We start from the raw sequence: 17,943 nt of genomic DNA on the forward strand, positions 1-17,943 counted from the left end.
GCACCTTCTTGCTATGTGATCGGGTGGTTACCGAAAGCGTGGTCACATGCCGCGTGGCTTGAGCAGGTCCTCGGCGAGCCCGCCGAGCCAGTCGATGAAGAAGGCGATGCACGCGGTGAGCACGCCTCCGACGATGGTCACGGGCATGCGGTTGAGCTTGAGGCCGTTGACGATCAGCTCGCCGAAGCCGCCGGCCGCGACGAAGGCGCCGAGCGTGGCGACGCCCACGGTCAGTACGAGCGCGGTGCGCAGGCCGGCCAGGATGGCGGGCACGGCCAGTTTCAGCTCGACCCGGCGCAGGATCTGGCCCCTGGTCATGCCCATGCCGCGGGCGGCCTCGATGAGCGCCGGGTCGACCTGCTGGACCCCGACCATGGTGTTGCGCAGGACGGGCAGCACGGCGTAGGCGACGAGGCCGACCAGCGCGGTCTGGAAGCCGACGCCCATGAGGAACGTGGCCAGCACGAGCAGGCCGATGGAGGGGACGGCCTGGCCCAGGTTGCCCACGGTGAGGATGATCGGGGTGATCAGCCGGTTCCTGGACCGCGAGGCGGCGATGCCCAGCGGGATCGCGATGATCACCACGAGTGTGGTGGCGGCCACGGTCATCTGGATGTGCTCGACGGCCTTGGTCACGATCACCGCCCGGTTGAGGCTGCGCTGCTCGATCGAGTCGAGTTCCAGCGTCCCGACCCAGGCGTACAGGGCGAGCAGGACGGCGCAGATGGCGACGGGCGTGAACAGGTGGCGCGCGCCGAACGTACGGCCGAGCTTCCGGGACCGCCCGACGGCCAGGGTGTCAGCGGTCACTGGACACCACGTCTTCCTGCTCGCCGGACCGGGTGCCCACGGCCTCGCACAGGGCGGCGTAGGTGAGCACTCCGGCCGGTGTGGAGCAGCGGTCGGCCCCGTGGGCGATCATGGTGTCGAGCGCCTCGCGGAGGCTGGCGTCGGCGGACACCTGGGGCAGGCCCGGGCCGGCCGGCGATTCCGTGGCGGGCACCTCCGACACGCGCATCAGCGCGAGCCGCTTGAGCGTGGCGTCCTGCCCGATGAAGTTCGCGACGTAGTCGTCGGCGGGGTCGGCGAGGATGGCGGCCGGCGTGTCGTACTGCGCGATGTGCGAGCCCTCGCGCAGCACGGCGATGCGGTCGCCCAGCTTGATGGCCTCCTCGAAGTCGTGCGTGACGAAGATGATCGTCTTGCGGAGCTGCTTCTGCAGTTTGACGAACTCGTTCTGCAGGTGCTCGCGCGTGATGGGGTCGGTGGCGCCGAACGGCTCGTCCATGAGCATCACGGGCGGGTCGGCGGCCAGCGCCCTGGCCACGCCCACGCGCTGCTGCTGGCCTCCGGAGAGCTGACGGGGGTAGCGGTCGCGGAAGGCCGACGGCTCCAGGTTCACCAGCGACAGCAGCTCGTCGACGCGGGCGGAGATCCGGTCGGCCGTCCAGCCGAGCAGGTTGGGGACCAGCCCGATGTTCTGCGCGATGGTCTGGTGGGGGAACAGGCCCACCTGCTGGATGGCGTACCCGATGTGGCGGCGCAGCTGGTCGGGGTCGAGGCTCAGCACGTCCTGCCCGCCGATGCGGATCTCGCCGGACGTCGGCTCGACCAGGCGGTTGATCATCTTCATGGTGGTCGTCTTGCCGCAGCCCGACGGGCCGACGAAGACGACCAGCTCGCCGGCCGGGATGTCGAGGGTGACGTTGTCGACCGCCGGGGCAGGCTGGCCCGGATAGTGCTTGGTCAGCGAGCGCAGCTCGATGCGCACGCCTTCGGTGTCACGGTCGAACACGAAGCCCCCTCGGGGTGGTGATGTAGCGAACGGCGAAGAAGAACAGGTCGAACAGGATGGCGATGACCACGATCCCCAGCGTTCCCGCGAGGGTGGCGTTGAGCGAGTTCACCGAACCGAGCCGGGACAGGCCCTCGAAGATCTGCGTGCCCAGGCCAGGGCCGTCGACGACGGCGGCGATGGCGGCGATCCCGATCAGCATCTGCGCCGAGATGCGCACGCCGGTCAGGATGAGCGGCCAGGCCAGCGGAAGCTGGACCCGCAGCAGCAGCCGGGTGCGGCTCAGGCCCATCCCGCGGCCCGCCTCGACGGTGGCCGCGTCGAGGCCGCGCATCCCGGTGACGGTGTTGCGGATGATCGGCAGGAACGCGTAGGCGGTCAGTGAGACCAGCGTGGAACCCCAGCCCAGTCCGACGATCGGGATGAGGAGGGTGAGCAGCGCGAGCGACGGGACCGTCAGGATCCCGGCGGAGATCGCCACGGAGGTGCTCCGCACTTTCGGGGCGTCGTAGGCGAGGAGCCCGATGCCGACGCCCGCCACGGTGGCGATCGCTATGGCGATGCCCACGACGAGGGCGTGCTCGGCTGCGGCCAGCGAGAGGGTGTCCCAGCGTGAGACCACGTACTCGCTGAAATTCATGGGGGTACCGGCTTCCTTTACGCTTGCATGGGTTCGCAAACGTATGCGATTAGTTGCGGTGAGCGCAAAACTAGGTGCGACTAGCGCAACAGTAGTGCAATGGTTCTGTTATGAACGGATAGGGATGACGGACAAGCCGACGGTGCCCTCGGCAGGTCTACGCCGGGACATGGAGATCCTTGAAGTACTCGCAGGTCACGGGGATGGCCGCGATGCCGACGGGTTCGGTGTCAGCTGGATCGCGCAGCGGTTGGGCCGGGAGAAGAGCCAGGTGTCCAGAGCGCTGCGCGCGCTGGAGCTCGAAGGCATGGTCGAACGCGATCCGATCACCCGGCGCTACCGCCTAGGGTGGCGGCTGTTCGCGCTGGCCGCACGCACCCAGCACGCCAGGTTGGTCCAGGTCGCCGCCCCCTACCTGCGAGGGCTGGCCACCGCCTTCGACGAGGACGCCTACCTGTGCGTCCTGCGCGGCAACCTGGTGCTGACGCTGATGTCGGTGCCGTCGTCGCGGGTCTATCACCGGGTCTGGGAGGGTGTCTCCGTGCCGCTGCTCATGGCCGCCGCGGGCCGCTCCCTGGTCGCCGACTGGGACGACCAGCGGATACGCGAGCTGCTGCGCGTCACCACCCTGCCCTCCGGGCTCGACTCGGCGGTCAGCGGCACGGAGGAGTGGCTGGCCGACCTGGCCCACGTGCGCTCGTGCGGCTACGCCGTGACCGAGGTCGAGCTGGAGGACAGCAAGGCCGGGGTGTCGGCGCCCGTACGCGATCACCGAGGGTTGATCACGGCGGCGATCAGCATGTCGGTGACCCGGGCGCACACGGCGGCCCGGCTGCACGAGATCGGTGCCGCCGTCGGTGAGGCGGCGCGCCAGCTCTCCATCTCGCTGGGCCTGGTGCCGGACGGCCGCCCGATCATGTCGCCCACGGAGGGGTCGCTCTGAAAGGTGCTTCCCGGCGTCAGGCGCTCGGGGTCGGGAAGCTCTCCGGTGTGGTCAGTCCGGTGCTCTCGAGCAGCCGCTGGTGGTTGAGCACGGCCGCGTTGCACTGCTCGGAGAACTTCCTGACCAGGGTGTTCTGCGTGCTGCCGCGGACCGTGCCGATGAGGCCGAAGATCTGGCCGTGGGCCAGGCGCAGCCACTTCACGTACGTGGTGTCGTAGTCGATCCCCGTGCGCCCGGAAATGTCGGACATCCAGCTCTGCTGGTCGTCGGTGGGCCTGACGGGCAACTCCACGTTCAGCTTGGTCGCGAGGTCGCGCGCCGCCTCGTCGAGCTCGTGGTGCTGCGACGCGATCTCGGAGCTGATCTTGCGGACCTCGTCCGTGCTCGCCTTCTGGACGGCTTCCTGGGCGATGACCATCTCCCACAGGGTGGCGAGCCGGACCTTCTTGATCAGCGAGCGGTCCGTCTCCGACAGCGGCCCCCACTTGGTGAGCCACGTGCCCGAGCCGCCCTCCTGATCCGCCTTGGGAGTCTCCGCGGCGTCCTGCGTCTCCTCCGGGAACGCCGTGTCCGTCGGCAGCGGGGCGGTGGTCTGCACGGCGGCGACATCCGGCAGGCCGGCGCTCTGGGCGGGAAACGACGGGGCGCACGCGCCGAGCGGGACCATCGCGGCCAGGCCGCAGACGACGATTACCGGACGGCTGCGTCGGAGTCGCATGTGCCGTCATCCCCTCTGGGTTTCAGGGCTCGGCCCTGCGTGGGCTGTGCCGGGTCACTACGGGATACGCGGCGTCCGCGAGGAGCGTTCAGGCGGCAGGCCGAAAAGATGTGAGGCGCGGGGCCGGAATGCGGCGACAGTCCGTTGCACAGAGCAACGGACTGCTAAGGTGGGCTCGCCCAACACGGTCCCCCCACCTGGACGGATGCCATGAACCCGATGGAACCAGGCGCCTACGGGGCCCATCCGGATTTCGACATCGGGTTCGACCGCCACGGGCGCATCGCGCTCCTGCACCTGAAGGGCCGCCTCGCCGGGGTGGCATCGCTCGTCCTCCAGCAATACCTCGTCAAGGTGCTGGTCGCCCGGATCCCGCCGCTGTTCATCGTCAACGTCGAGGGCCTCACCGAGACCGACGACTCGGGCCGCGAGACGCTGCGCTCGGCCGACCGGCACGCACGGGCGTCGGGTGGGCGCATGATCGTCGCAGGTGGCGGCGGGGCGCTGCGCCTGGAGCTGGGCGCCCTGGATCTGGTGGAGTCGGTCGACGACGCGTTCGCGGAGCTCACCCGCTCCGGAGCGGGCGACCTGCTGTAGCGAACGCACGGGTCTTTTCCGATTGATGGGCGAACGCGGTGCTCGTACGCCCTGGTCAAGGGGAATGTTCGGTCCGACGTGACCCGTACAGGAAGGATCGGCCCGTGGCCACCATCAGACGCACCGCCAAGTCTCGCCGGAAAGGGTCCAGCCAGCCGTGGATCCACCAGGACGGCGTCGAGATCCAGGAGTTCGGCACGGTCCGCATGTTCCCGCTCGGGCTCACGTACGAAGCGCGGATGTACTCCTGCCAGCGCCTCAACCAGGTGCTCGCGGACACCCAGATCCTCTACAGCCTGTACAAGAAGCACCACTGGCTGATGCGCGGCCCGACCTTCTACCAGCTCCACCTGCTGCTCGACAAGCACGCCACGGAGCAACTCGCGGTGGTCGACCTGCTCGCCGAGCGGGTGCAGACCCTCGGCGGCGTGGCGGTCGGCGATCCGCGGCACGTCTCCGAGATCACCGTCATCCCGCGCCCGCCGGACGGCGCGGAGGAGGTGCCCGCGATGTTGTCGCGGCTGATCGAGGCGCACGAGGCGATCCTGGTGGCGGCGCACGACGCGGCCGCCCGCGCCGCAGAGATGGGCGACGACGGCACCAACGACCTGCTCGTCTCCGACGTCATCCGCACGGGGGAGCTGCAGACCTGGTTCCTCATCGAGCACCTGGTGGACACGCCGCTGGTCGAGTCGGCCCGCGACCGCTAGAGCGACCGGCCGGCGACGCGCCGCGGGGAGGCGTACGGCAGTCTCTCAAGGGTGACGTCCAGCAACAGCCCACGCACGACACTCGTCCGACGCATGCGCAATCTGGCGGTGCTCGAGCCGGTGAACATCGTGATCTTCGCCGTGACGGTGTTCGTGATCCTGCGCGCGCCACTGAACACGGTGAACGTGACGGGGTTCGTGCTGGTGGCGGTGCATCTGCTGATCGGCGGCGCCTACTGGGCGATCAAGGTGCGGCAACTGCGCGCGCGGCTGCCGAGGCCGCCGCTGATCGGCGCCTTCGGGTGGTTGCGCCGGTTGTGCGAGGCCGGCCTGGTCGCCGGGTTCGTCATCCTCGCGGTGTCCGTGGCGCGCGGGGCGGTGGGGCCCGGGTCGCTGCCGGGGATCCTGTTCTACCTGCTGGCGGTGGCCGAGTACGTGAACTATTTCCACTGGCAGCTCAGCACCCAGACTTCCGCGGACATCACGCGGGTGCTGCGGACGCGGCGGCTGCACCGCTCGCATCTGTGCCTCGACATGCGCGCCCATCGAAGGTGAGCGTCACCGGCGGGCATGCGTTCGGGCAAATCTTGCCGCCATGACCGTCCCGCGCCCGCGCCGCGCGCTAGGAACATGGCGGTGAGTTCATCGTTGCGTTCACGGCTGCGCGCCGACCCGTGGCGCGTGCTGCTCGTCCTGGTGGCCGCCTGCTACGGAGTGCTCCAGCTGCTCCTGGTCGGCCCGGGCATGGGGCTGGGCTGGGACGAGGTCGTCTACGTCAGCCAGGTCGACCCGCGGGTGCCCGCGGCCGAGTTCATCGCGCCGCGCGCCCGCGGCATCACCCTGATCGTCGCCCCCGTCGTACTGATCACGTCGTCGACGGAGGCGCTGCGCATCTACCTGTGCGTGCTGTCGGCGCTGGCGCTGGCCGTGTCGTTCGGCACCTGGCTGCGGGTGCGCCCCGGACCGGTGGTGCCGATGGCGGCCCTGCTGTTCGCGTCCTTGTGGTTGTCGCTGTTCTACGGCAATGAGGCCATGCCGAACCTGTGGGTGGCGTTCTGCGCGGTCGCCGCGACCGGGTGGTGCGTGCGCTGCCTGCGCCGGGAGCGCGGACTCGGCCCGCCACTCGGGCTGGCGGCGAGCGTGGCCGCGGTGGCGCTGCTGCGCCCGCCGGACAGCGTCTGGCTCGCCCTCCCCCTGGCCGTGGCGCTGCTGGTCGCGCCGGGCCGGCGGCGGGTCGGCGCCGTGATCGCGCTCGGCGCCGGCCTGGCCGCGGGCTGGGCCGACTGGATCGTGGAGGCGTACGTGCGGTTCGGCGGGCTCGCCGCGCGCTGGCAGGCCGCCGGGGCGGCGAACGAGACGGGCCTGCACGTCTCCCTGTACGAGCACGCGCGGGCGCTCAACGGCCCCCTGCTGTGCCGGCCGCCCGCCGACTGCGGGCCCGTCGTGCTGCCCTGGCTGGTGTGGTGGAGCACGATCCCGGTCCTCGTCCTGCTCGGTCTGTACGCGGCGCGGCGCACGGCCCGCCTGGCCGAGTGCGTGCTGCCCGCCGCCACCGGCCTGGCGCTGGTCGTGCCGTACGTCTTCCTCGTCGGCTACGCGGCGCCCCGGTTCCTGCTGCCCGCGTACGCGCTGCTGGCCTTCCCGATCGCGTACGGCGCGGTGTGGGCGCTGGAGAGATCGCGGCGGGCCGGGCCCTGCCTCGTCGTCGGCTGCCTGCTCGCCCAGTTCACGCTGCAGGGGTTCACGCTCGACAAGGTCGTTGCCCTCCGGATGCCCAAGCGGCAGGCCGACGTCGAGGTGGCCCGCGCCCTGCGCGCGGCCGGCGTACGCGGCCCGTGCCTGGTGTACGGCGAGCACGCGGTGATCATCGCCTACCGGCTGGGCTGCGACGGGCACACCGTGCTGGACTGGCCGCGCGGCGACGAGACGCCGTCCGCCGTGCGCGACGCGCAGGACGCGGGCAAGCGGGTGGTGGCCGTCGACAAGGGCCGGCCGGTTCCCGCGCCGTTCCTGCTGGAATGGGGGAGGGGGCGGTTGCCCGGGGCGCGGCCGGGCGCGTGGCACGCGTACTTTCCGCGCTGAACCGTTGTCTGCCTGGAGCCGCCGGGATGGAACAGCCGTTCCGCTCTCCGTGGAGCGGGTGCCCCTGACCGATCGGGAGCCGCTGCCGGAGGGCCTGCGACCTGGTGGGGCGCGAGCTGGAGCCGGGGTCTCGTCCGGCCGACCTCGTACCCCCTGGAGGAGATCCTCGCGTGGTGGCGCGTCGCACCGGGGAGGGCAGGGGGACGACCCCCGCCCTCCCCGGCGCCGTCAGGCGGCTTCGTGCCGGCGCTGGCAGCCGATGCAGTAGCGGGCCAGCGGCCGGATCTTGAGCCGCTCGAACGGGATGCCCGTCTCGCAGTGCGAGCAGCGCCCGTAGGTGCCCTCGGACAGCCGTTCCAGGGCCTGGCCGAGCTCCGCGATGGCGCGGTCGGCGGCGGCGATGTTGACGAGCAGTTCCTGCCACGTGTCGTCGGCACCACTGCCCTCGCGCGCCGCCGCCTGCAGACCGGTCAGCTGGTTGCTGCGCCGGGCCAGCTGCTCCTGGAGCTCCTGGCGCAGCGTCTCGGCCTGCACGCTGCTGAGGTGGGTCGTTCCGTTGGTGTCAGTCATGCTGAAGTCCTCTCTGGAGCGCGCACCGGTCGCAGATGCTCCGGTACGGCGTCCGCAGGAGCTGTTCGTAGGCGATGAAGGTCCCGCAGCACCGGCAGGTGCCGTAGATGCCCCGGTCCATGCGGTCGATCGCGGCCTCGATCTCGGACGTGCGCGGATCGGCCGCGGCGCCCGCCGGCCGGGGGCGGGACAGGGCGGCCGTGAGCTGGTCCTGCAGCAGCTCACGGAGTTCCTCCAGCCGCGCCAGGTGCCGCTCGTAATGCTGCAGGTGCGTGTGGACTGATCTGACGTCGGCCATGACGATGTTCGGCTCCTTGCTGGCGGGAAACGGCACACCTCGGGGGTGGCCGAAGGCAGCGCTCGCCGACGGGCCCGGGACGTGCGTGACCGGGCCTCGCGCCGCGCGAGCGGCAGGAGAAGAGGAGCGCTAGATCAGCGGCGGGCTGCGCGATCCGGCGGTGCGGTGCGCGAGTTGCTGGGGATCGCGGATCCCGCCCGGGTCGAGCCCCGGCGCGGGCAGCATCGCGAGCCGGCCGGCCTCGTGGCGGCGTTCACCGCGCAGGGGCGGCCACAACGACAGCACCTGGCGCTCGCCGGTCGCCGCCTGCGGCGGCATGCTCGACAGCTGCGCGTCCCACGCCTCCGGCGTCCACGTCTGGGTGGAGCCGAGGCCGGGCTGGTACGCACGGCCGCCGCCGTGCCAGTTGTAGGTGGATCCGACCAGCAACAGGGAAAGCAGGACCAGACCCATCACGCTGGTGAACGCGATGGGCCCTCGTGGTGTTCTCCACGGTCCCGTCATAAGGCCGACCATAGCCCAGACGGTGGGAAAAGGCATGCGTGCCGGTTCGGCGAAACCGGCGGCAGCCCCGAGCTGCCGGGGCCGGGCGCGTCCGGCCCCTGGGTCAGCCCCACGGGGACGGGTAGAATCGGGCATTGAGGTATGAATTCCGCAGATCGCGGCATGGCCGCGGCGGCTGGAGGTGATGCCCTCTCTCCGAGAAGAACGTCACTCCACTGCGCGAGGGAAGGAACGTCATGCCTGGCAACAAAGCCGTCGTCTACGAAGGTCCAGGCAAGGTCGAGGTACACGAGACCGACTACCCCGAGTTCGAGCTCAAGGACGGTCCTGGGGTGAATTCGGCCAACGTGGGGCGCAAACTGCCACACGCCGCGATCCTCAAAACCGTAGCGACCAACATCTGCGGCAGCGACCAGCACATGGTCCGCGGCCGCACCACGGCGCCGCCGGGGCTCGTGCTGGGCCACGAGATCACCGGCGAGGTCGTCGAGACCGGGCCGGACGTCGAGTACATCAAGACCGGCGACCTCGTGTCCGTGCCGTTCAACATCTCCTGCGGTCGCTGCCGCAACTGCAAGGAGCGCAAGACAGGCGTATGCGAGAACGTCAACCCCGACCGTCCCGGGTCGGCGTACGGCTACGTCGACATGGGCGGCTGGGTCGGAGGACAGGCGGAGTACGCGCTGGTTCCCTACGCGGACTGGAACCTGCTCAAGTTCCCGGACAAGGACCGGGCCATGGCCAAGATCCTCGACCTGGCCATGCTCGCGGACATCTTCCCGACCGGCTTCCACGGTTGCGTGAGCGCCGGCGTGGGCCCGGGATCGACCGTCTACATCGCCGGCGCGGGGCCGGTGGGGCTGGCCGCCGCCGCGTCCGCGTTTCTGCTCGGAGCCGCCGTGGTGATGGTCGGCGACCTGAACAAGGAGCGCCTGGACCAGGCGCGCAGCTTCGGCTGCGAGACCATCGACGTGTCCGCCGGCGAGCCCAAGGACCAGATCGAGCAGATCCTCGGCATGCCGGAGGTCGACTGCGCCGTCGACGCCGTGGGCTTCGAGGCCCGTGGCCACGGGCGCGAGTCGGAGGAGGAGCATCCGGCCACGGTGCTCAACTCGCTCATGGACGTCACGCGGGCGGGCGGTGCGCTGGGCATCCCCGGCCTGTACGTGACCGGAGACCCGGGGGCGGCCGACGAGGCCGCCCAGCACGGATCGTTGTCGATCAAGATCGGTCTCGGCTGGGCCAAGTCGCACAGCTTCGTCACCGGCCAGTGCCCGGTCATGAGGTACAACCGGGAGCTGATGATGGCGATCCTGTACGACCGGGTGCAGATCGCGAAGGCGGTCAACGCCACGCCCATCTCGCTGGACCAGGCGCCGCAGGGTTACCACGAGTTCGACGAGGGGGCGGCCCGCAAGTACGTGCTCGACCCGCACAACATGTTGTCCACGGCGGCCTAGCGCCACCGGGGGTCGCGAGCGGAGCGTCCGATCCGCTCGCGGCCCTTTCGCGTTAGGGGTCATCGGCGTCATCGGCGTTATCGGCGTTATCCGCGTTGTCAAGTGTTATCGGCTTTTCTGGCGTTATCGTCGTGCCACACTAATAGCGGCGAATGTCCGCTATTTCATGTCATGTCGACTTGTCTTAAGCGGTGACGCATGGAGTTCCCGTATCGAGCTGATGAGTTGATATTGGCTTTTTTTCACTGGTTCTTTCCCGGTGCTGGGACTTCGGCCCCGGCGTGGCGTTGTGGCGCAGCTCGCGGCAACTGTAAGCATCGTACCGATCTCGTTGGCTCGCCCGGCCGACAGTCGCGGCCACGGGTCGCATTCCGAAAGGAACGGTACATGTTCACCCTTATTCCCCGAACGGCGAAAACAGCCATGTCCGCCCGATCCAAAATGGGACATTCGCTGCGGAGTATGACGAAGTCAACCGTGCACGGCACCTTGACCCTGGCCCTGGTCGTCACCATGGCCCCGGCGGCGCTCGCGAAGGACGACGACGACCGCCACCGCAAGTTCCGTCACCGCGACCACCACGGTCGTTGCAGCCCGCACACGTTCTTCAGGGTCAAGCGCCTCTCGCCGCGCAACTTCTTCGTGCCCCGCACCCGCTTCATCGACGGCCCCGGCGGCTCGATGACGGTGTCCGTCACGCGCGAGCACGAGGTGCTCGCCTTCCTCGAGACCGAGCGGGAGAGGACGCTCCAGCTCACCTCCACACGTACCCCCGAGGACACCTCGCACTTCAATGTCACCGAGGTGGTCAGAGCCCTGCGCAAGATGGGGCTGCCCCATCTTGAGGAGCGGCACATGGTCTTCACCGGGCACGAATACACCCGGGAGATCTCCAAGGGCAAGTACGGCAACATGTGGTACCGCGTCTTCGGCTACCGCGTCGGCTGGTCGGCCTGGCGGGTGCTCGGCACGTGCCGCCACGTCGAGGTCGGCACCGGGATCGCGAACGTCCCCTCCAGGGTGGAGGGCTGGCGTTACTGGGAGACCAAGCATCCGAAGTTCAAGAACCGCCTGCTGTCCTGGAAGTGACGAGGCCGAGCCCGTGACCCCCGAACGTGGCACCGGGACCTCGGCACGGTGGGCCGAGGACTCGATGCCAGGTTTCGCGGAGGTGGCGGGCTGCCTCGCCGCCCTTGAGCCGCCCTTGAGCCGCCCTTGAGCCGCCCTTGAGCCGTGAGCTGCCGTGGTCAGCTCACCCGGATGTTCTGGAACTGGGCCGTGCCGTCGAAGACGTTGAGCCCGAAGTGGCCGCTCGCGTACTGGTCGTCCTTCGCGTCGATGACGGGCTCGGCGCGATCGTCCAGGTAGACCTTGATGCTCTGCCCCTGGGTCACGACCTTCAGGTGGTAGGTCTGACCCGCCTCGATGGGAGCCTTGTACGTGGCGATGTCGCGTCCGGGCCGCCACAGCTTCACCACGCCCGCCTTGCTGTCGACGTTGGCCGTGTAGTGCCGCCCGGCCCGCGCGTCCGCCCGGAACGTGAGCGCCGCCGCGGTGCCGTCGACCAGCCGCACGTCACCTTCGTAGGTGAAGTCCGACCCCGTGTGGTCGCTGAGGTAGAACGCGTCGCCGCCGGCCGAGCCCTGCTTGCCGGCCGCCACGTCGGTCCACGAGCCGCTGACGACCCGCCACTGGCCGGGCAGGTTGTGCTCCAGCGTCGGCTCGCCCATGCCCCACGCGGGGGCGAGCTCGTGGATGCGGAGCGAGACGAGTTTGACGCCGCCGCCCTCGACGTGCAGGGCCACGCCCCTGCTGTCGGCGCGCGGATCGAAGGCGACGTTCCTGGTGATCGAGGCCAGGCCGTCGTTGCCGAACACCTCCAGCTGCCCACGGTCCACCAGCAGCCGCACCGTGACCCGGCCGCGGGAGGGTTCGAGGGGAGCGCCCATGAGCGTGCGGGCCGCCGTGTCGTAGAGGACCTCGCTCCCGGCGTCGCCGCCCGGCCGTACGTCCAGCTTGAACCCGAACTTCCTGGCGGTGGCGCCTCTCACGTCGAACTCGGCCTCCACCTCGTATGTGTCGAGGGACTGATCCCGCAACAGCTTCGCGGCCGTCGCCGGGGTGAGCCCGCGGCCGCGCCACGAGGAGGTCCGGTAACGCAGCTTCTCCAGCTCCTTGATGGGCTGCCGGGTGACGCGGACGCCGTCGCCGGTCGTGCGCAGCCCGAGCACGGCGGGAAAGCTGGCGTTGCCCGTCCAGGTCGCGCCCTGGTTGCCGCCCATCCAGACCATCTGCACCACCCGGTCGTCGGGCATGTCGTTGAAGACCTGTCCGGCGTAGAAGGAGCCGCCGGCGTGGTTGGTGCCGTGGTCCATGCGCTGCGGCTCGTCCCAGTCGGTGGTGAAGGTCGTGCCGTCGAAGTCGCCGACGACGTACTCGCCGCTCGCGTCGGTGAGCACCCACTTCGTCCGGCGCTTGTCGCCGTCCACGGGGAGGGCGAAGAAGTCCGGGCACTCGAACAGCCAGTCGGCCGCGTACCTGCTCTGGAGCGTCCAGTCGAGCAGGTTGGGTGAGGAGTAGATGTTGACGCCGTTGCCGCCCGCGTCGGACCAGACCAGCATCACCCACCGCTTGGTGGCGGCGTGCCACAACACCTTGGGGTCGCGGCTGGTGCCGGGCATGGTCACGACCTTGCGCCCGTTGTCGTACGCCTTGAAGGTGCGGCCCGCGTCGGTGCTGTAGAAGACCGAGACGCCGTTGGTGCCGGAGAAGACGACGAGCGGGTCCTCGGCTCCGTCGCGCAGGCCGGAGGTGTTGGCCGCGTCGACGACCCCTGCCCCTGACCAGAGGTCGCCGGGGTGCACGCCGGGTTCGAGGGCGATCGGCTTCTGCGTCCAGTGGACCAGGTCGGTGCTGGTGGCGTGGCCCCAGTGCATGGTGTCCCAGCCGAGACCGTGCGGGTTGTGCTGGTAGAAGAAGTGGTAGGTGCCCTTGTAGTGGAGCAGCCCGTTCGGGTCGTTCATCCAGCCGCCCTGCGAGCTGAAGTGGAACTGGCCCCGGTACGGTTCGGTGTACGTGGTCGGCTGGTAGGGGAACTCGGGGTAGTCCGCGGCGTGGCCGGCGGACGGGGTCGCGGCGACGACCATGCCGGTGAGCGCGATGAGGGACGTTAAGCCGCGTGCGAGCCGTTTCATGACATCAGGGGCCTTCCATCTCGGGGAGTGCAAGTGTCAACGTTGACATATGTCAACGTTGACATCGGCTTGCAGAGCATCATCGGCCCTGCTTCCCGAAACGTCAATGCCTCTCGCGCGTAACAGGTTCGGCGCGCCGCCCCCGCCGGAAAATGGGAGGAAGGCTCGCGAAGCGGCCGGTACACTGGCCGCATGTCTACGCCCCGGATCTCTTAGCCAGGACACCCGCTTCCGCGTCACCCGTGTGTCCTTGAGCTTATCCGGAGCGTCATCCCATGATTACCTTCCGCGGTGTCGACGTGCGCGTCGGCGCCCGCCTCCTGCTGTCGGGCGTCACCGCCCACGTCGCCCTTGGCGACCGCGTCGGCCTGGTCGGCCGCAACGGCGCCGGCAAGACCACCCTCATGAAGATCCTCGCCGGCCAGGCGCAGCCCGCGGCCGGCACCGTCACCCGCTCGGGACCGGTCGTCCACCTCCCTCAGGACCCTGCCGCCGCCGACCCGGAAGCCTCCGTCATCGGCCGCATCCTCTCGGTCCGCGGGCTCGACCGGGCCGTACACGCTCTGCGTGCCGCCGGGAGCGCCCTCGCCGAGGCGGCGGACGAACGGGCGATGGCCCGCTACGCCCGTGCGGAGGCCGAGTTCCAGGCCCGCGGCGGCTACGCGGCCGAGGCCGAGGCCGCCAGGGTCGCCGCCGGGCTCGGCTTGCCCGACCGGGCCCTCGCCCAGCCGGTCGGCGCCCTGTCCGGCGGGCAGCGCCGCCGGGTCGAGCTGGCCCGCGTGCTCTTCGCCGAGCAGGGCGTCCTGCTGCTCGACGAGCCGACCAACCACCTGGACGGCGACTCCATCGCCTGGCTGCGCTCCTTCCTGTCCGGCTACCCGGGCGGCCTGGTCATGATCAGCCATGACACCGGGCTGCTGGCCGACGTGGCCAACCGGGTCTGGCACGTGGACGCCGACCGGGCCGCGCTCGACGTGCACAACACCGGCTGGCACACCTACCTGGCCGACCGCGAGGCCGACGACCGGCGCAGGGCGCGGCTGCGGGCCGCCGCCGAGCGCAAGGCCGCCGCGCTGCACGCCCAGGCCGGGCGCATGCGCGCCAGGTCGGCCACCGCCGTGCGGGCCAGGGACATGGCCCGCCGCGCCGACCGCATGCTTGCCAGGACGCAGCCCGTACGGCGGGACGAGAAGGTGGCGCGCATCCGGCTGCCCGAGCCCGCTCCCTGCGGCCGGATGCCGCTCGGCGCGATCAGCCTGACCAAGTCCTACGGCACGGTGCCGGTGTTGTCGGGGATCGACCTGGCCATCGACCGGGGAAGCAGGCTCGTGGTGCTGGGGTTCAACGGCGCCGGCAAGACCACGCTGCTGAAGCTGCTGGCCGGGCACGAACGTCCCTGCTCCGGCCGGGTCGTGCCCGGCCACGGGCTCCGGCTCGGCTACTTCGCCCAGGAGCACGACACCCTGAACCCGGCGCACACCGTCGGGCAGCACCTGGCCGGCGTCGCCCCGCACCTGACCGGCGGCGAGGCCAGGACGGTGCTCGGATCGTTCCTGTTCGGCGGCGACGACGTGGACAAACCGGTCCGAGTGTTGTCGGGCGGGGAGAAGACCAGGCTGGCGCTGGCCGGGCTGGTCAGCTCGCGGGCCAACGTGCTGCTGCTCGACGAGCCGACCAACAACCTCGACCCGGCGTCCAAGGCGGAGGTGCTGGCGGCGGTCGGGGCGTACCGGGGGGCGGTGGTGATGGTCACGCACGACCCCGAGGCCGTCGAGGCGCTGCGGCCCGACCGGGTGCTGCTCTTGCCCGACGGGGCCGAGGACCTGTGGAACCCCGGGTACGCCGACCTGATCTCGCTCCGGTAGGCCGCGGCCGTCCAGGCACGCCACGAAAAGACCAACCGCACGCCAACGGCCAGGGGCAGGGTGTGCCGATGCCGCCGCCGTACGGGCGTTGCGGCTGCTTCCGGCCCGGTGGGCGCCCGGCGTGGCCGCCGCCGTGACCGGCGTGGAGCTCGTCACGGCCGGCCTGCTGCTCACCCCGTGGTATGCGGCCGGCCTGGCTCTCGCAGCGGCGGCGCTGGCCGTCTTCGCCGGGGTCGCCCTGGTGACGCGGCGGCGAGGGCTCGCGGTGCCCTGCGCCTGCTTCGGGCCGGGGCCGGGGAGCGGGCGCGGCGGTTCGGCACGGGACGCCGCGCCCGGCGGGCTGCCGCTCGGGAACCCGCACGCCGTCCGCAACACGGTTCTGGCGGCGGCGGCGCTGTCGGGGCCGTTCGGGGGCGCGGACGCGAGCGTCGGCCCGGTGGGCGGAGGGCTCGCCGGAGCGGCGGCCCTGATGCGCCGCGGTCGCGCTGCGGTTCTAGGACATCGCCGCGCTGTTCGGCCCGCCGCCGGCGCCCGTTCCCGCAACCGGCGATTCGAGACGACACGGTTCGTGACGGAACCGCGGTAGGAGATCCATGGAGTTCGTGGTCGCGGCCCTCGTCCTGGTGGGCTGCGTTTCCCTGCTCGACCTGGTGCGGTCACCCTGCCTCGCAGGCCGCCCTGTACGACGCGCTCGCCCGCCTCCCCGGGCTGGCCAGGCTGGAGGACCCGGGCTTCAGGGACCGCCTGCAGCCGCAAGGAGTCGTTCTACGGCGAGTTGCTGAGCGGGCTCCGGGCCGCTCAGGAGGTGCGCCTGCTCGGCCTCGGCGATTTCCTGCGCGGGCGGATGCTCGGCGAGCTGGCCGGCGTGCACGACGCGAACAGGCGGCTTGACCGGCGGGAGCTGCGGGTCAAGGGAGTGCCCGCCCTGCTGGGCACGATCGTGGTGGCGGCCGGGCTGGTCCGGGCGGTCCATGCGGCCGGCCAGGGGCGGCTGGGCGTCGGCGACATCGCGGTGTTCGTCGCGGCCGTCGCCGGCTGCCAGGCGGCGCTGGCGACCTGGTCCGGACCCTGGCGCTCGCCCACCAGTCGCTGCTGCTCTACGACCACTACCGCGCGGTCGTCACCACCCCGCCCGACCTCGCCCTGCCCGCGCGTCCCCTGGAGGTGCCGCCGTTGCGGGCCGGGATCGAGCTGCGGGACGTCTGGTTCAGGTACGGGCCAGGCAAGCCTGGGTGCTGCGCGGCGTCGACCTCGCCACCCCCGCCGGGCACACGGTGGCGCTCGTCGGGCTCAACGGCGCCGGCAAGAGCACCCTGGTCAAGCTGCTGTGCCGGTTCTACGACCCCGACTCCGGGTCGCTCTCCTGGGACGGCGCCGACTTCCGCGACCTGCGCGCCGACGGGCTGCGCGGGCGCATCGCCACGGTGTTCCAGGACTTCATGCGGTACGAGCTCAGCGCGCGGGAGAACATCGCCCTCGGCGACCTGCCGGCCATGGAGGACCCGTCCCGGCTGTCCGCGGCGGCCAGGGCCGTCCGGCTGCACGAGACGATCACGTCCCCTGCCGAAGGGGCACGACACCCTGCTCACCAGGACGTTCCTCGACCAGCAGGACGGCGACGACCCCGGGACGGGTGTCCTCCTCTCCGGCGGGCAATGGCAGCGCGTCGAGGCTGGTGCCGAGGGTGACGGCCGAGGCGAGCCCGTACTGCCCGCCCGTGTCGCAGTGCCGCCACTGCGGCTACGACGGGTCGTACCCGAAGCACTACTGGTATCAGCTGTACTCGAACTGCCACGAGTATTTCGGGCAGTGCGTCACCCAGGCGTCGAACTGCCCGGTGCGCTGACTCCGGCGGTGTCCCTCACCGGCGGACGGTGAGGGGACGCCCCTGTCAGTTCCAGGCCGCCGTGCCGGCGTTGTGGACCCGGGTCAGCGTGGCCAGGAGGCCGCCGGGCGGGTCGCAGAACTGGAAACGTTTGTCCAGCCCGGTCACCTTGAGCAGCCGGGCCAGGCGGGACTGGACCCCGCTCAGCACGAGGCGGCCGCCCGCGGCCTCGGCGGTGTTGGCGGCCGAGATCAGCGCGCCCAGCCCCGAGGAGTCGCAGAAGCCGACCTCGCGCAGGTCGGCGATGATGAAGGGCGGCGTGCGGCGTGACATCGCCTGCAGCAGGCCGCGGCGGAACTCGGCCGCCGAGGTCATGTCGAGGTCGCCCGTCACCGTCAGGACGGCGGCTCCATCGCGCTGGGTGACGACGCAGGTGAACCCGGTCCGGTCTTCGCTCCCCATGCCGCTCCTCCGCTCCCAGCATCCGCGCCGTCCCCGCCCGGGACGTGCGGCGATCGGGGTCGCCCCCATGATTGCACAGTGCAACGGAGCCGGGAAGTCATGGACATGGCGCCATGATCTGCGTACAACCCCCACTATGCCGCAGAAGGGGGCGGACGCCCAGGTGACGGGCGTTTGACCGCTGTTGGCGGTGTCGCCGCGGCCTGCGCTACCGTATGGCCCGGAGTGCCGCTGGTCAGGTCGGCGCGTCAGGCCGGGCGACTCGACGGAGGCTCCACAT

20 protein-coding genes and 1 pseudogene are annotated in these 17,943 nt (G+C 70.8%); 11 read left to right on the forward strand and 10 right to left on the reverse strand.

The annotated features are described in order from the left end of the window. Positions 1-42: 42 nt before the first annotated feature. Genes E1292_RS13360 through E1292_RS13370 form a run of 3 tightly spaced genes read right to left on the reverse strand, consistent with a single transcriptional unit; the run spans position 43 to position 2,435 of the window. A complete protein-coding gene (locus tag E1292_RS13360) occupies positions 43-810 on the reverse strand; it encodes an ABC transporter permease (RefSeq protein WP_220446805.1) in 768 nt (255 codons plus the stop codon). After that, a complete protein-coding gene (locus E1292_RS13365; protein WP_132595458.1) occupies positions 800-1,795 on the reverse strand; it encodes an ABC transporter ATP-binding protein in 996 nt (331 codons plus the stop codon). Before E1292_RS13365 ends, E1292_RS13360 begins: the two co-directional genes overlap by 11 nt. Beyond that, a complete protein-coding gene (locus tag E1292_RS13370; protein ID WP_132595459.1) occupies positions 1,782-2,435 on the reverse strand; it encodes an ABC transporter permease in 654 nt (217 codons plus the stop codon). Before E1292_RS13370 ends, E1292_RS13365 begins: the two co-directional genes overlap by 14 nt. Before the next feature lie 169 nt (positions 2,436-2,604). Between E1292_RS13370 and E1292_RS13375 the strand changes: the two genes are divergently transcribed. Further along, positions 2,605-3,378, forward strand: a complete 774-nt coding sequence (locus E1292_RS13375) for an IclR family transcriptional regulator (protein ID WP_165974511.1) — start codon at positions 2,605-2,607, stop codon at positions 3,376-3,378. Between the two features lie 16 nt (positions 3,379-3,394). Here E1292_RS13375 and E1292_RS13380 read toward each other — a convergent pair whose 3' ends face one another. After that, complete coding sequence (locus tag E1292_RS13380) at positions 3,395-4,096, reverse strand: DUF4142 domain-containing protein (protein ID WP_132595461.1); 702 nt, start codon at positions 4,094-4,096, stop codon at positions 3,395-3,397. A gap of 219 nt (positions 4,097-4,315) precedes the next feature. Here E1292_RS13380 and E1292_RS13385 point away from each other — a divergent pair, with 219 nt between their 5' ends. From E1292_RS13385 to E1292_RS13400, 4 genes are all read left to right on the forward strand, one after another. After that, the gene (locus E1292_RS13385; RefSeq protein ID WP_132595462.1) at positions 4,316-4,693 is read left to right on the forward strand and encodes an STAS domain-containing protein; all 378 of its coding nucleotides are present in this window, start codon (positions 4,316-4,318) and stop codon (positions 4,691-4,693) included. A 104-nt stretch (positions 4,694-4,797) separates the two neighbouring features. Then, positions 4,798-5,403, forward strand: coding sequence for a Dps family protein (locus tag E1292_RS13390; protein WP_246090094.1), 606 nt, complete (start codon positions 4,798-4,800; stop codon positions 5,401-5,403). 93 nt (positions 5,404-5,496) lie between these two features. Beyond that, positions 5,497-5,958 carry a hypothetical protein gene (locus E1292_RS13395; RefSeq protein ID WP_220446806.1) on the forward strand — a complete coding sequence of 154 codons (462 nt, stop codon included), beginning with the start codon at positions 5,497-5,499 and terminating at the stop codon, positions 5,956-5,958. Positions 5,959-6,039: 81 nt separating this feature from the next. Next, the gene (locus E1292_RS13400; RefSeq protein ID WP_132595463.1) at positions 6,040-7,485 is read left to right on the forward strand and encodes a hypothetical protein; all 1,446 of its coding nucleotides are present in this window, start codon (positions 6,040-6,042) and stop codon (positions 7,483-7,485) included. 228 nt (positions 7,486-7,713) lie between these two features. On the opposite strand, the gene E1292_RS13405 is transcribed toward E1292_RS13400, so the two are convergent. The 3 genes from E1292_RS13405 to E1292_RS13415 all read right to left on the reverse strand — a co-directional run bounded on the left by E1292_RS13405 (position 7,714) and on the right by E1292_RS13415 (position 8,857). Continuing rightward, entirely contained in the window at positions 7,714-8,055 is a 342-nt protein-coding gene (locus E1292_RS13405; RefSeq protein WP_132595464.1) for a TraR/DksA family transcriptional regulator, read from the reverse strand. After that, on the reverse strand, positions 8,048-8,353 hold the full coding sequence (locus tag E1292_RS13410; protein WP_165974512.1) for a TraR/DksA C4-type zinc finger protein: 306 nt from the start codon (positions 8,351-8,353) through the stop codon (positions 8,048-8,050). Before E1292_RS13410 ends, E1292_RS13405 begins: the two co-directional genes overlap by 8 nt. A gap of 129 nt (positions 8,354-8,482) precedes the next feature. Then, positions 8,483-8,857, reverse strand: a complete 375-nt coding sequence (locus E1292_RS13415) for a hypothetical protein (protein WP_132595466.1) — start codon at positions 8,855-8,857, stop codon at positions 8,483-8,485. A gap of 236 nt (positions 8,858-9,093) precedes the next feature. Here E1292_RS13415 and fdhA point away from each other — a divergent pair, with 236 nt between their 5' ends. Both fdhA and E1292_RS13425 read left to right on the forward strand, forming a co-directional pair. Then, positions 9,094-10,317 carry a formaldehyde dehydrogenase, glutathione-independent gene (fdhA, locus tag E1292_RS13420; protein ID WP_132595467.1) on the forward strand — a complete coding sequence of 408 codons (1,224 nt, stop codon included), beginning with the start codon at positions 9,094-9,096 and terminating at the stop codon, positions 10,315-10,317. Positions 10,318-10,779: 462 nt separating this feature from the next. Continuing rightward, positions 10,780-11,406: a hypothetical protein gene (locus E1292_RS13425; RefSeq protein WP_132595468.1), complete on the forward strand. Its 627-nt coding sequence runs from the start codon at positions 10,780-10,782 to the stop codon at positions 11,404-11,406. Positions 11,407-11,564: 158 nt separating this feature from the next. Here E1292_RS13425 and E1292_RS13430 read toward each other — a convergent pair whose 3' ends face one another. Then, positions 11,565-13,511: a glycoside hydrolase family 32 protein gene (locus E1292_RS13430; protein WP_132595469.1), complete on the reverse strand. Its 1,947-nt coding sequence runs from the start codon at positions 13,509-13,511 to the stop codon at positions 11,565-11,567. Positions 13,512-13,786: 275 nt separating this feature from the next. Between E1292_RS13430 and E1292_RS13435 the strand changes: the two genes are divergently transcribed. Both E1292_RS13435 and E1292_RS13440 read left to right on the forward strand, forming a co-directional pair. Then, positions 13,787-15,376, forward strand: coding sequence for an ABC-F family ATP-binding cassette domain-containing protein (locus E1292_RS13435; protein WP_181958227.1), 1,590 nt, complete (start codon positions 13,787-13,789; stop codon positions 15,374-15,376). An 85-nt stretch (positions 15,377-15,461) separates the two neighbouring features. Beyond that, positions 15,462-15,962: pseudogene (locus tag E1292_RS13440) on the forward strand (MauE/DoxX family redox-associated membrane protein); the annotation flags it as partial. 147 nt (positions 15,963-16,109) lie between these two features. On the opposite strand, the gene E1292_RS13445 reads toward E1292_RS13440, so the two are convergent. After that, positions 16,110-16,349 (reverse strand): hypothetical protein, encoded by a 240-nt coding sequence (locus tag E1292_RS13445; RefSeq protein ID WP_132595471.1) that lies wholly within the window; start codon positions 16,347-16,349, stop codon positions 16,110-16,112. Positions 16,350-16,608: 259 nt separating this feature from the next. On the opposite strand from E1292_RS13445, the gene E1292_RS51015 reads away from it, so the two are divergent. After that, complete coding sequence (locus E1292_RS51015) at positions 16,609-17,064, forward strand: ATP-binding cassette domain-containing protein (RefSeq protein WP_165974513.1); 456 nt, start codon at positions 16,609-16,611, stop codon at positions 17,062-17,064. Next, complete coding sequence (locus tag E1292_RS51020; protein ID WP_165974514.1) at positions 17,061-17,222, forward strand: hypothetical protein; 162 nt, start codon at positions 17,061-17,063, stop codon at positions 17,220-17,222. Before E1292_RS51015 ends, E1292_RS51020 begins: the two co-directional genes overlap by 4 nt. Before the next feature lie 45 nt (positions 17,223-17,267). On the opposite strand, the gene E1292_RS13455 is transcribed toward E1292_RS51020, so the two are convergent. Continuing rightward, the gene (locus tag E1292_RS13455; RefSeq protein WP_165974515.1) at positions 17,268-17,663 is read right to left on the reverse strand and encodes an STAS domain-containing protein; all 396 of its coding nucleotides are present in this window, start codon (positions 17,661-17,663) and stop codon (positions 17,268-17,270) included. Positions 17,664-17,943: the final 280 nt, after the last annotated feature.

Origin of the sequence: Nonomuraea deserti, assembly GCF_004348685.1 — a bacterium.
Classification (GTDB): Bacteria; Actinomycetota; Actinomycetes; order Streptosporangiales; family Streptosporangiaceae; genus Nonomuraea; species Nonomuraea deserti.

Coding starts and splice junctions, on each gene's coding strand:
- E1292_RS13370 (WP_132595459.1), bottom strand. CDS start 2,435: ATGAATTTCAGCGAGTACGTGGTCTCACGCTGGGACACCCTCTCGCTG.
- E1292_RS13375 (WP_165974511.1), top strand. CDS start 2,605: ATGGAGATCCTTGAAGTACTCGCAGGTCACGGGGATGGCCGCGATGCC.
- E1292_RS13380 (WP_132595461.1), bottom strand. CDS start 4,096: ATGCGACTCCGACGCAGCCGTCCGGTAATCGTCGTCTGCGGCCTGGCC.
- E1292_RS13385 (WP_132595462.1), top strand. CDS start 4,316: ATGGAACCAGGCGCCTACGGGGCCCATCCGGATTTCGACATCGGGTTC.
- E1292_RS13395 (WP_220446806.1), top strand. CDS start 5,497: ATGCGCAATCTGGCGGTGCTCGAGCCGGTGAACATCGTGATCTTCGCC.
- E1292_RS13405 (WP_132595464.1), bottom strand. CDS start 8,055: ATGACTGACACCAACGGAACGACCCACCTCAGCAGCGTGCAGGCCGAG.
- E1292_RS13410 (WP_165974512.1), bottom strand. CDS start 8,353: ATGGCCGACGTCAGATCAGTCCACACGCACCTGCAGCATTACGAGCGG.
- E1292_RS13415 (WP_132595466.1), bottom strand. CDS start 8,857: ATGACGGGACCGTGGAGAACACCACGAGGGCCCATCGCGTTCACCAGC.
- fdhA (WP_132595467.1), top strand. CDS start 9,094: ATGCCTGGCAACAAAGCCGTCGTCTACGAAGGTCCAGGCAAGGTCGAG.
- E1292_RS13425 (WP_132595468.1), top strand. CDS start 10,780: ATGACGAAGTCAACCGTGCACGGCACCTTGACCCTGGCCCTGGTCGTC.
- E1292_RS13430 (WP_132595469.1), bottom strand. CDS start 13,511: ATGAAACGGCTCGCACGCGGCTTAACGTCCCTCATCGCGCTCACCGGC.
- E1292_RS13435 (WP_181958227.1), top strand. CDS start 13,787: ATGATTACCTTCCGCGGTGTCGACGTGCGCGTCGGCGCCCGCCTCCTG.
- E1292_RS13445 (WP_132595471.1), bottom strand. CDS start 16,349: ATGGACCGCCCGGACCAGCCCGGCCGCCACCACGATCGTGCCCAGCAG.
- E1292_RS13455 (WP_165974515.1), bottom strand. CDS start 17,663: ATGGGGAGCGAAGACCGGACCGGGTTCACCTGCGTCGTCACCCAGCGC.